Raw genomic sequence first — 12,645 nt, forward strand, 5'->3', positions numbered from 1 at the left:
GTGCCTCTGCAATCCCCTCTACGATTTCAGGCATTCTTTCGTTTTCGAGAAAACGAATTTCTTCGCGCAGCTTATCGTATCCTTCTTGTGAAATTGGATGACGGTCCATCAGTTTGACTCCCGGTTCTGAAGCATCAATTTGTGTAATTCAATATATAGCAAAAACGGACGACTTTGATTGTCGCCCGTTTTTACAAAGGCTTGTTATGCCCACATTATAACAGATTTCCCTGTGATAATGCTATGCAATTTCGACCCATTGCTTGTCTTTTGCGCTCTGCAGAACGGCGTCGCAGACTTTTTGGGTCTCAAGTGCCGCCCGGAAATCAGGCTGGACCGGCTTACCGGAATCCAGGCCCTGAAAGAAATCGGCCAGAGCATTCGTAAAGGTGTGTTCGTAGCCGATCGTGCAGCCGGGAACCCACCAGTGATCCATATAGGGATGCTCAAAGTTCGTCACATGAATCCGGCGCCAGCCGGTCAGATGATCTTCCACTTTCTGGCCGGTGGTGGGATTCGCATATTCAAAATACTGCAGAATCTGAGGATCTTCCAGATCAAAGTAGACCGAGCCGTCTTCGCCATTCAGTTCGAACGTGTTAAAGTTTTTACGTCCGCGGGCATAACGGGAGCTTTCAAAGGTCCCCATTGACCCATTGGCAAAACGGGCGAGAAACATGCAGGCGTCATCGATTTCCACTTTGGTTTTTTGACCGGTTTCCTGATGGACGCGTTCTTTGACAAACGTCTCTGTAGCCGCCGAGACGGAAGTGATCGGCCCATTGAGCCAGATGGCGGAATCAATCGAATGCGCCAGCAGATCGCCCGTTACGCCGCTCCCTGCGACTTTGGCGTCCAGTCTCCAGAGTGTGGCTCCCCCTTGAGGGACATCTTCGGCGATCGTCCAGTCCTGCAGATAAGTGGCCCGGTAATGGAAAGGCCGTCCGATCCGTTTTTCATCAACCAGTTGCTTGGCCAGAGTGATGGCGGGAACGCGACGGTAGTTAAACCAGACCATGTTTGCCACGCCTGCCTTTTCGATGGCTTCCGTCATGGCGACCGCTTCTGCCGTATTCATGGCGAGCGGCTTTTCACAGAGCACCATTTTCCCGGCTTCAGCGGCAGCGATGGCGATATCGTGGTGCGAATTGTTAGGGGTGGTGATATCGATCAGGTCGATGTCATCCCGTTCGATCAGCTTGCGCCAATCGGTTTCATAAGATTCCCAGCCCCAGTTTTCGGCGAAGTCTTTGACTTTATCTTCGCTGCGGGCACAGACGGCCTGCAAAACGGGAGTGTGTTCGATATCAAAAAATTTGCCGACTTGTCTATAGGCATTGGAGTGGGTTCGTCCCATGAATCCGTAGCCGATCAGACCGACGCGTACTGGCTTGGTCATTGGTGTGACTCCTTGTAGATTTAAAAAACAGGTTGAAAATGAGAGAGTAGTAAAAGTGATTACGACCAGCCGTGGGCATCTCTGACGCTGATCATTGCTGCCAGAATGTCATTCCAGGTTTGCGGGTTCATCATGACCTCATTCGAAAACATGCAGCCATCCCAGCAGATGTGCTGGAAGTTTTTCGTGGGGTTTCCGCTTTCGTCGCGTAACCAGTAGCCGGCTCGTCTGGTGATATCGAGCTTGCCGTTGGGGTCATTGGGCAGACAGTGTCTGCCTGTCTTGTCGTGAGATCCCGTACCATGCACGGTGCCGTCGTTCTGAGCCACGTGGAAATCAATGGTCCAGGGACGCAGGGCATCAGTCAGGGTTTTATAAGCGGCATCGAAGGTGGCTTCATCGTTCCAGTCAAAATTTTCCGGAAGCAGGCGGTCTTCGGGTGCGTTGTAGCCCATCAGATACAGCAGCGTGTGTGACATGTCGGCCTGAAAGCCCAGGACGTCAGGGCGATCCACCAGTTCCAGTAATTGCACCATGCGTTTCCAACTATGCATGCCACCCCAGCAGATTTCGCCTTCCGCAGCCAGACGCTCGCCATGATCGGCGGCGATATCAGCGGCCTGTTTGAAGGTTTCTGCGATTTTGGCCTGATTGCCTTCCGGGTCAGCGATCCAGTCGCCCGCGCCGGCAGCGGAATCGATACGAACCACGCCATAAGGACGCACGCCCAGCTCACGCAGTTTTTTAGCGATGCCACATCCTTTGCGAACCTGTTCCAGAAACTGACCGCGTTCTTCTTCGCTGCCCATCGCGGAACCGCCGCCTGTCGGAGGCCAGACAGGCGCTACGACTGAGCCGATCACCAGATTGCGGGACTGAACTTTTTCTGCCAGTTGTTTCAGATCATCATCGCTGGAATCAATGCTGACGTGCGGGTCAAACAGGAACAGGTCGGTTCCATCGAATTTGATCCCGTCCACTTCGGCAGCGGCGGTCAGATCGAGCATCGTATCCAAGTCGATTGGGGGTTCTGAATCGGGGCCTTTTCCGACGACTCCCGGCCAGGCTGCATTATGAAGTTTGGGGAAAATATTAGCTGTGTGATCACTCATGAGACGGTCCTTCATGTTGGCAGGAACTATAAGATCAAAATAAAAACTGCCCGAGTGTTCGGGCAGTTCAGTGTGACGGATCGTTTTTTATTTCCGATAATCACCGACGTTCGGAGCACTGGGGCAGGCACCGGGACCGAAATAGCGGAGCGAAACCAGTGGTTCACTGCCGGTATTCTCAATCGTGACCCCTTCCCGTGCCGTTTTTTCTGACACGAAGACTTCATCTTCGGTCATCTGTCCGAAGCGGATCATGGCGGGCGTCTGCAGTCTCAGTTTTCCGATCGTGCCTTCTCCCTGTACTGTGATCCATCCGTAGGCGCCGGTATCTTTGATGGTCACTTTCGTTCCAGGATCAACGGTCAGTTCTTTTGCGGTGAATAACTGCTCGCCTTTGACTTTACCATAGACGATCCAGCGATCGACATAACCGTCTGCCGCGGTATCAGCGACCGGAATCGGCTCGAGGTAGTTATTCTCTTTAAAGTTGGGATCCACGTTGGCTTCCCAGTCGAGTGCTTCGACGAGATAAGTGTTGTCGTCGTGTTTGTCTTCAGGGAAGTCTTTGGTCAGCAGTGATCGCGGCACAGCGCGGCCTTCGACCATTGACTGGTACATGCCGAATACATCGCTGCCCCACTGCGGCTCATAAGTCACGAGACTTCCGGGAGCATGTAAAACGCAGGGAGGAATCAGCCAGCCGGTGCCCGGTTTGAGACGATAGGCTTTGGACAGATCAAGAATCCCGTTGTCGCCATCGTTCCAGCGATCCAGGCAGTCGATCACATCCTGCTTAGTGGTTCCGGGTTCCAGTCCCATAAAGGTGTAGGGGAAATTATTGCCAATGGCATTCATCTGGGGTGGGAAGTAGTACGATTCCGGTTTGCCTTCCTGTCCAACCAGGGCTGCCTGCTCGGCGTTTTGATGCATGTGGTGAGGAATCGGTCCCATATTGTCAAAGAATTTGGAGTAAACGGGCCAGCGATTGTATTTGCCCCAGATGGAATCGCCGATCACTTCGGCTCCCAGTTCAGCAATCGCGTCGCGGAGGGTGAACTTTTCACCGCCGAAAGCACAGTAGCTCAAACCTTCGTCGTCAGGTGCCCCTTCGTTAGCGGCAGCCGTCGTTGAACCAAACCAGCGTTCATCAATTCCGCCGCGATGTGTTCCCAGGGCATAGTAGTCGGCTGGGTGCAGTTTCAAGCGACGACCGGGTTGAAGAAACGATCGGGGTACCCATGTAGGAGACAATCGGAAAATTCCACCACCTTCAGTCAGCGCATCGGCGGCTAGTTTGGCAACGTTAGACATTCTTTCCTCTTCTTTATTCCGTGTTGAACTGGTGGGTGTTCATTTGGGCTCCTGACGATCACATACAAAAATCGTCATTTGATGTAAGGAACTCAGAACACCGGCAAATTGAATTGCAGTCTATAAAAATGACTTGAATCAATGGTTTTATTGTGATGTTTAAGGATCTTTTTGAAAAGGAAACCGAATTGATTTTGCAGCTTAATTTGAAAGAATCACTGTCATTTGCTGTGTGGGTGTTGACGTTGTTAATACTAAATAATCATTATAAAACTAGAAGTCTTTGCGGAAAATTCGAACCGGATCCTATTTCTGTGGCATTATCGCATGCTGTCCGCTTTTGTTTGTTTCCGTTATGGAATACGATCCGGCCAAAAATAGAGAAAGCGGGCGATCCTTGCGGAGCGATTTCTTGTCGTCTTCTTATTCGCTCCGGATATGTACGTTTTGAATGACCTCTGGCAGAAGCCCCTGCTTGGCTTTTGTTGCACTTGGACAATAGTCGAATCGGGAAAAAATGACAAAAGTTGCCATTATGGGGGCCACAGGTTATGCGGCCCTTGAGTTGATCAAAATTCTGTTACGAAATTCGGATGTGGAAATTGTCGCTTTGACTTCGCGTCAGGAGGATGCGCCGCATATCAGCGAAATTCATCCGTGTCTTGAAGGACGCCTGGATCTGAGGTGCGAATCCCTCTCGTCGGCTGAGATTTCCGAACGGGCGGACTTTGTCTTTTGTGCACTCCCGCATGTGGCCAGTATGGAAGTCATTCCCGATCTTCTGGCTGATGGCTGCCGGGTGGTTGATTTGAGTGCCGACTATCGTCTGAACGATCCTGCCGTTTACGAGAAGTGGTATCATCATGTGCACACCGATCCGACCCGACTGGGAAGCACCGTATATGGTCTCCCCGAATTATGGGCCGAAAAAATTCCCTCTGCCGATCTGATTGCCAATCCGGGATGTTATACCAGCACTGCGATTCTGGGGCTGGCACCGTTACTGGCAGGAGGTTTGATTGACCCGACGGGAATCATCATTGATGCCAAAAGTGGCGTGAGTGGAGCAGGCCGTAATCCCAAACTGGGAACGCTGTATCCCGAATGCAATGAAAGTATTACCGCCTATGGTGTCGGCACGCATCGTCATACACCGGAAATCGAAGAAGTGTTGACTACGGTCGGCGGGAAAGAGGTCAAGGTTGTATTCACGCCGCATCTGACTCCAATGAACCGGGGCATTCTGGCGACCATGTACCCGCGATTGACGCAGGCTGTGAGTCGAGACGAGTTGCTGGAGGTTTATCGCTCGTTTTATCGAGGGAAACCATTTGTGCGGGTGATTGACCGGATTCCCGCGACCAAAGACGTTTCGGGGACGAATTACTGTGATATTTCAGTGCAGTTTGCCGGCGATCAATTGATTGTCTTTTCTGCAATCGATAATTTGATCAAAGGCGCTGCGGGAGTCGCCGTTCAGAATTTTAATTTGATGGCCGGTTATCCTGAAACGACAGGTTTAATCGTCTGAGGTCTCTTATACATCGAGGAGAAGCAGTTGACTGCTGAAATGATCTTACCCCGGGGTTTTCGCGCTGCCGGTCTGGCTTGTGGCATCAAGCAGAACAAATCGACTTTTGATCTGTCTTTGTTCGTCTCTGATGCGCCCTGCTGTGGGGCTGGAGTATTTACAACAAATCAGGTGTGTGGCGCACCGGTGAAAGTGTCCCGCGAACGTGTACCCTCAGATTCGATTCGGGCGGTGATTATCAATTCGGGAAATTCCAATGCCTGTACCGGAGATCGGGGAATTGAAGATGCTCGCTGGATGACTCATCAGGTGGCGAATGGTTTGGACGTCAAGGATGAAGAAGTTCTGGTCTGTTCGACAGGTATCATCGGCCGTTTTCTCTCGCGCCCACCGATTGAGCAGGGGATTCCCGATGCCATTCGGCAACTGGATTCTGGTTCGCAGGCCTTTGAGAATGCCGCGCGGGGGATGATGACCACTGATACGGTTCCCAAGCAGGCCACCCGCACACTTTCAATCGGTGGAACTACAGTGCGCGTGAGCGGCGCTGCGAAAGGGGCCGCGATGATTGCTCCCAATATGGCGACCATGTTGTCGGTGATCATGACCGATGCGCCGCTCAATGCTGCTCAAACCGATCAAATGCTGAGGCATGCCGTAAATCGCAGCTTCAATTGTGTTTCGGTGGAAGGACATACCAGCACGAGTGATACCGTCATTTTGCTGTCCAATGGTGCGGCGGAATCTGCAGCGTTATCTGAGCAGGAACTCGCCCTGTTACAGACTGCCATCGACGAAGTCGCCATGCAGTTAGGCCAGGCTATTATCCGGGACGCGGAAGGAGCTGATCATTTCATTACCATTGAAGTTGCTGGCGCGAACCAGAGATCGGAAGCGCATGAGATTGCCAGGACCATCGCCAATGATGCATTAGTAAAAACAGCGATCGCCGGCGCCGATCCCAACTGGGGTCGGATTGTGTCGGCTGCTGGGCGGACGAGTGTGAAACTGACCGAGCAGGACATCGTGCTGCATATCAATGGTACGTTGATTTATGAAAACGGATTGCCGGTCGACTTCGATGAGAAGATCGTTTCCGACAGTATCAGACAGAATCGCGATGTGTCGATTCAGATACAACTTCCATTTGGAGCGGAAGCTGTCGTCTTCTGGACCAGCGATCTGACGCAGGAATATGTGCGTCTGAATTCTGAATATACAACGTAATCGTTGGCATATAAAAAGAATGAGAGTGCCTCGAAAGACACTCCCACTCCCATCACGGTTCGTGAATTCAGATCTCAAATCACTTCCCCCCATCATGCTGGCCCGCAAAAATGCATCATGGGGGGAAGATCGAATAGACTACTTCTTTTCGGTGACTTTAAAACCTTTGTCGAAGGCTTTGTCATTGAAGATCAGTTTGATTTGATCATCACCTTCTGCTTTGGCTGCTTTTGCTTTGCAGTTACCACAGCAGAACTGGACTTCGGTACCGGCAACAGTCACAGACTGATCAGGATTGACTGGTTTGCCAGCAAAAGGACAGCTGACCTGTTTAGCCTGCCCGGTAGCAACCAGTTGCAGGTTTGCTTTGGCTGCGAATTTGGCAGGATTTTTAGTGAAAGCTGCTTTGCAGTTTCCGCAGCAGAGGCTGATGGTTGCCCCTTTGTATTCCACAGTCTGAGCAGGGTTGGCTGGTTTACCAGCAACCGGGCAGACTGCTTTGGCTTCGCCATCGGCGGCAATAGTTTGGCCTACAAAAGCAACGACAGCCAGTAAAGCTGCGATCGATAAAATTTGACGCATCGGTTTCTCCTTGAAAGTAAAAAGTGTGTTTAAGGGTTTCAAAATTTTTGAACAACATATATCCGAGAGTAGTTTTCGTTCAAATTTCCTGTGGATAACGATTGGTTTGCCAACAGGAAACGGCGCATGTTTTCAGACAAGAGAGGCTGGTCCATGCAAAGCGGATCTGGTCAATCCGGTTTGAAATGCGGCGGTTTAGATCAACCAGAGACAGAAGTGCGCGCAAAACTCCCCTGAGGAGTAAGATAGAGCAGGGGCAGACATCTCCAAAGTAAGTGGAGATGCAGGGCGATCTGACAGAGCAAGCTCAGACATCAGATCGATTGATTGAAAACAGCAGCGTAATTGCTGTGCCAGTTCCGTCGACTTGACAGAAGCAAGGGTCGCCGGTTGCGAGAATGTCTGCTGACAGTGACAGCTTTGTTTCTGGCACTGAATCTGAGTCTTTCCCGGTGTTTTCTCCTGGTTGCTTTTCTGAGAGGCCTGACAGCAGCAGGATTTTTGTTTTTGTGTCTCTTTTGAAGCAGATTTACTGCAACAACAGCCGTTGGAAAGGCTGGATTGTTTCTGGCCGCACTCACAGCCCGAAACCGGAACGGCCGGCAAGAGCAGAGATACAATCAGAAACAGGACAAAAACAGGATGCATACTCACTCTCTTTAGCTTTGAGAGAATCGGCAAAATAGGAACTATACCATTGTATTTTGATGCGTTCAGTTTCGCAAGTGGATTTTCTATTTCTTTTCCGTGGGATTGTTTTGGGAGGGGCTCTTCGGGGCAGATTTCAAACCGGCATCGGTCTGCTTCAAGCTCCGATCAGCTAGTTCATCGGCATCGTATAGCCGGATTCTTACATTATACATGAGAATTTCCACCATTTTCTGTCGGTAATCCACATCGATCGCCCGGATATTGGATTCAATGGGGGCTTCCCACTTGAGCAGGTTTTTTCCCGTTTGTTGATCCACGGCTTGTAAATGAAGAATGCTGGTAGAACGATTACCCATACGTTTGTGATCTCGAGCGACAAGCATCACAAACGGCAGCGGATTTTGCTCGTTCAGAACCAGATGCTGATTCTGAAACTCCTGGTTCCAAAGTCGTTTGCCTGTCTGGCGATCAAAAACATATAACATACCATTGATGGGAATTGAGGGGACATTCACTGAAATCGCATTGCTCGACTGCGAATGACTCGAAAAGTAAATAAAATTCCCATCGGAGACCAGATAGAAATTTTTATGTTGTTTGAGTTCTGCTTTCGGGAGAGTCTCCAGGGAGGATTTCTTTCCCGTTTTCAGATCCACAATCACGATTTCTCCCTGGGGACTCAAAACAGACAGAAAGTGATGATTAAACAGTCCGAACTGAGAATCCCGGGGGAAGTCCAGGTTCCAGTTTTGTTCTTGAGACTGCGGGTGAAAACTGTAGACGGAAATCTGTCCTGATTTCTGTCCGGGGCGTTTTTTTTCGTCTGGTGATGTAATCGAGACAAATCCAGAGTCGCTTTGATAGATGGCGTTTTGGAGATCGTCGCGAGCATTGCCTGGCTCCACCAGTTGGCCATCACTGACACGCAGGATTTTTTTTGTGATTCGATCTCGGGTGACAAAATAGATCATGCGGTCATCTCCGAGGACCCTGGTATCTTGATCGACATTTTCATGAGTCCAGCGTATTTTTCCGGTTCTGGTGTCAATCAGCACGATTTTGCGACGGCTGTAATAGCAAGTGTAATCTGTGTTGGCTGCAGCAATCATACCGACATTTCGAATTGCGATGGAGGGGTGGTGTCGATGTACCAGGGTTGTTTCGGTTCCCAGCGGGGCAGGCGTCAGTCGATATGAGCTGGCGTAATATCGGTCCGTCTGTTCCGTTTCCAGCTTCTGGCTCCAGATGAGTTGTTGACCTACCAGATCGAAGAGGTGCAGCATATCGCGGTGTTGCAGAATTACATTATGGCCGACCACTTCACTTTCATTGAAACCCGATGACCGCGACTGATTCGAAGAGCGTAGCGGAGTCGACCAGATCATGCGCTTATCGTAAGGTGTGATCATTGTCAGTCGATTTTCTTTTGGGTTCACAGCCAGCATTCTCGTCTGGTAGAAAGGGAGACTGGAAGCACTGGTATCTAATTCCCAGGAGGAAAAGTGGGGAGCTCTACCTGCTACGATCAGTTTCAGGTTTTGCGGTTGCCAGGTTTCCTGTTTGATTTTTTCCACGTCGGCGCGAGTCGCCTGCTGTTTCTGTTCCAGAAATTGCTGAAGCGTTTGATTCTCTGAGATGATCAATCCCGGGTCATATCCTGCGAGTTGTTCCAGGAAGTATTCTGCATCCGGATTCAGATTAAATTTCAGACAAAGTTCCACCATGCGAGCCAGTCCCCGCGCTGCCAGTTGCGGTTTTTTGTATTTGACCAGTCGTGAGAGCCAGAGCTCGGTTTCATAGAAGTGGCCGGATTGCATCGAAGTTTCAATGACTTTTTGTAGAACCGGAATCGTGGCTTCGTGAAAGCCGAACTGCTGGATGAATCGCTCCTGATCTCGCTGTTCAAAGCTTAAAGCCTGCTGTGCTCTTTGACTGATCTGCTGCGTAAGCTGATCGCGCTGGTCAGGACGGGCCAGATTCCAGAGGTCAGAGGTTTTTCCGGCAATCCAGGCGTCGATTTGTGTTTCAGTAGCGGCTGTCTGGAAGAAGGTTTTTTCGGAAGTATCAGCCAGCTCCAGTATCAAATCGAGTGCATCTGAAAATTGCTGTCTGGCAGTATAGCGTTCAATCAATAATCTTTGGAGTTCGGTTCGTTCGCTGTCCGAGCCGACACGTTGTTTCAGTTGATCGACGAGCTGGTCATATTTCTGAAAATCAGACCGAATCAGAGAAGAGAGACAGTTCACGATCAGTGTTTGAAATTCATCCTGATGTTGTGCAGGAAGTTGTCGGCTGTCAATTTGCTGCAGTTTCGTCAGCGATTCCTGATAGTGATGACTCATCATCAGTAGCTTTGATTCCTGCAAAAGTGCTAAAGGACTCTTGGAGTTTTGCTGTTTGATCCGCTCGATTTGTGCTTCGAATGTCTGTTTTTGTTCAAAACTGATCAGGCCAGTTGCACTGAGAGACAAAAATTGTCCATCGTGGATCAAGAGATTGCCCAGGGGCTGATCGTGGTTTTCGCGGAACAGTTTGTTGATGACTTTTCCCGAGTTGACATCCAGCGTCCAGATCTGACCGCTTTGCAGAGGGATATGCAAATGCTGGTCTGCAATCACGGCCTGTCCGGAAGGGGATCCGGCTGATATTTCGAATGCGGTGTTCCAGATTGTTTTTCCAGTGGTCAGTGAAATCGCAGCGACGCCGTTCAAACCGACGAGCAGAATACGATCCTCAACAACACCCGCCAGATACAGAAATGTTTCTTTGGCTCGTTTTGCCCAGCACGGGGAACCTGTGATTAAATCGAGACAAATCAAAGTATCCTCATCGGGGGGGGTATAGATCACCTTGTTTCCGGTAATGATCGGAGCGGAAGGGCACCAGCGCTGATTCAGAGGCTCAAAGGGAGTCTGGCTGAAGCGATTAAATCGCTGATCGGGATCATTTGAACCGGCAGCCGCATATTGAGTTGACCAGAGGATCGAGTGATTCAGACGATCGATGGCGGTCAGTAATCCAATGGTTGTGGGACAGACCAGTACTCCCTGGTCGATGGCCACCGGTGCAATCCACCAGCGCCTGACTGTATCGAGGGCGACGTCCTGGTCGGCGTTTCCGATCTGTTGCGACCAGCGTTCTTCGCCGGTTTGCGGGTCGAGGGCATACATACGGATTTCGCGATCACGTTCCCCGACAACATATAATTCGTTGCCTGCCGGCGTGGGAGCACCAAAGAAAAACGTTCCAGCGAGAGGCAGGTCAAAGGGCTCATCAAACCTGGTTCCCCCCGCTTTCCAGACCGGTTGTCCTGTTTTCAGGTCGTAGGCAATAATCTGATTTGATGACCAGATATTTGCTTCGAGATCATTTCCCCGTTGACGAAAACGGTTGAAATTGCGGATGGAACCGGAAGACCCGAAATTCAGCCGCATGCTTTCCAGGATAAATAAACGCTCGCCATCACTGCTTTGGCTACCCCAGTTGGCATTTCGGAAGAGCAGGCTGGTTAAGGGGTGCGAGTCCGGATTCGTCCCGTTATAAGGGGGCAAAGCCTGACTTTCTTGATCAGCGTCAAACAGACCACGTGCCTGAGGAGTGTTGAGTCCCTTTAGCTGCGTTGTGATATAAGACTCTTCAGGCGAATTTTCCAGAGCAGATTCCCAGAGCGGAGTGCCTGTCTGAGCATCCAGCACCTGAACTCCTTTCAGAGTTCGAAACACAATTTTTCCGCTGACCGCCAGCGGCGGGAGTGCTGGAATCGTGGCGTGCCGGGAACTGACCAGATCTTCCTGGATCAGCTTTAATTGTGACTGGATCGCATGATTTGATGTCAGTGGATATGACCAGCGGGGAATCAGCAATGGGTCGGCATTTTTTGCCCGTGCGGAGCGGCTGGGCGAGCCAAGCAGCATCGGCCATTCGTCCAGTAGCAGATTTGAAGCCGTCACGAGAGTCGATTGTTTATTCAACCAGTTTTTTGGGGTTTGGACGGTTCCTCCAATTTTGACTGGCTTGTCTTGCAGCACAGAATCTCTGGCAGAATGAAATAGTTCGGCGATGAGTGACTGTTTCCCTGTCTGTTTATAAATATAAGCCGCTTTAGTTTTCCACTCGGGAGATTCCGTAAGCGGTGAATGGGACTTCAGCAGTCGTTGCTGATATTGTTCGGCTAATCCAAACTCGCCCCGATCCATATGATAGGATGTCAGATAATTCATCGATCGCCAGCCGGATGGTGTGCTGGCAAAGCGAGTGGCAATTTCGGCGTAGGCTTCAGGAGAAGCGTCATTCGACTGGGCATCATTGAATAGTTTTTCTGCCAGCGCCTCATATTGCCGGTTGAATTTTTCACGTTGTTCGGCAGGCAGGAGTTCCAGGAGTTGGTAAATGAGCTCCCGATCTGTAATCAGAGAACGTTCGCCAGCCACATGGACCGGGAGATTGAGGCTGTTTTCCAGCATCAATTGCAGTTTTTCCCGCGCCGCGTCCCATTGTTGATCACCGATCAGCCGTTGAACGCTTTTCAATCGGCGTTCCTGCTCCAGATCCTGGGGAAAGCGGTAATAATCCGGGTCTTTCGATCTGGCTGGCGAGTCCGCCTGCTGTCCGGGGGCCTGCTGGGGTTGACCGAACCAGCCCTGGATGATTTTCTTCAGTGGATTCAACGGGTTTTGAGGTGGGGCCTGTTGGGGGGCATTGGGTTGGAAGGCTTTCTCTTTCCCATCTTTCTCGTCCGCCTGCAAATCGACGGATGCCGACAGCGCCAGGCAGGTTATGACGATAAGGACGATAGTCCTGGTGAGAATGATTGAATGCATCAACGCAGCCTT

8 protein-coding genes and 1 pseudogene are annotated in these 12,645 nt (G+C 50.6%); 3 read left to right on the plus strand and 6 right to left on the minus strand.

Features of this window, described 5'->3' with window-relative positions:
- The 4 genes and pseudogenes from Q0294_RS21250 to Q0294_RS21265 form a co-directional block, all read right to left on the minus strand.
- Window positions 1-109: pseudogene (locus tag Q0294_RS21250) on the minus strand (transcription elongation factor GreA); the annotation flags it as partial.
- Between the two features lie 132 nt (window positions 110-241).
- Window positions 242-1,399, minus strand: a complete 1,158-nt coding sequence (locus Q0294_RS21255; RefSeq protein ID WP_299469453.1) for a Gfo/Idh/MocA family oxidoreductase — start codon at window positions 1,397-1,399, stop codon at window positions 242-244.
- 59 nt (window positions 1,400-1,458) lie between these two features.
- Window positions 1,459-2,511, minus strand: a complete 1,053-nt coding sequence (locus Q0294_RS21260; protein WP_299469455.1) for a TIM barrel protein — start codon at window positions 2,509-2,511, stop codon at window positions 1,459-1,461.
- 87 nt (window positions 2,512-2,598) lie between these two features.
- The gene (locus Q0294_RS21265; RefSeq protein WP_299469458.1) at window positions 2,599-3,822 is read right to left on the minus strand and encodes a hypothetical protein; all 1,224 of its coding nucleotides are present in this window, start codon (window positions 3,820-3,822) and stop codon (window positions 2,599-2,601) included.
- A gap of 517 nt (window positions 3,823-4,339) precedes the next feature.
- On the opposite strand from Q0294_RS21265, the gene argC reads away from it, so the two are divergent.
- Window positions 4,340-5,353: an N-acetyl-gamma-glutamyl-phosphate reductase gene (argC, locus tag Q0294_RS21270; protein ID WP_299469459.1), complete on the plus strand. Its 1,014-nt coding sequence runs from the start codon at window positions 4,340-4,342 to the stop codon at window positions 5,351-5,353.
- A gap of 27 nt (window positions 5,354-5,380) precedes the next feature.
- Entirely contained in the window at window positions 5,381-6,580 is a 1,200-nt protein-coding gene (gene argJ / locus Q0294_RS21275) for a bifunctional glutamate N-acetyltransferase/amino-acid acetyltransferase ArgJ (RefSeq protein ID WP_299469461.1), read from the plus strand.
- Between the two features lie 138 nt (window positions 6,581-6,718).
- On the opposite strand, the gene Q0294_RS21280 is transcribed toward argJ, so the two are convergent.
- The gene (locus Q0294_RS21280; protein ID WP_299469463.1) at window positions 6,719-7,162 is read right to left on the minus strand and encodes a hypothetical protein; all 444 of its coding nucleotides are present in this window, start codon (window positions 7,160-7,162) and stop codon (window positions 6,719-6,721) included.
- Between the two features lie 398 nt (window positions 7,163-7,560).
- Here Q0294_RS21280 and Q0294_RS21285 point away from each other — a divergent pair, with 398 nt between their 5' ends.
- Entirely contained in the window at window positions 7,561-7,848 is a 288-nt protein-coding gene (locus Q0294_RS21285) for a hypothetical protein (RefSeq protein WP_299469465.1), read from the plus strand.
- A 48-nt stretch (window positions 7,849-7,896) separates the two neighbouring features.
- On the opposite strand, the gene Q0294_RS21290 is transcribed toward Q0294_RS21285, so the two are convergent.
- A complete protein-coding gene (locus tag Q0294_RS21290) occupies window positions 7,897-12,633 on the minus strand; it encodes a PQQ-binding-like beta-propeller repeat protein (RefSeq protein ID WP_299469467.1) in 4,737 nt (1,578 codons plus the stop codon).
- Window positions 12,634-12,645 lie beyond the last annotated feature (12 nt).

Origin of the sequence: uncultured Gimesia sp., from assembly GCF_937919775.1 — a bacterium.
In the GTDB taxonomy this organism is placed as follows: Bacteria; Planctomycetota; Planctomycetia; order Planctomycetales; family Planctomycetaceae; genus Gimesia.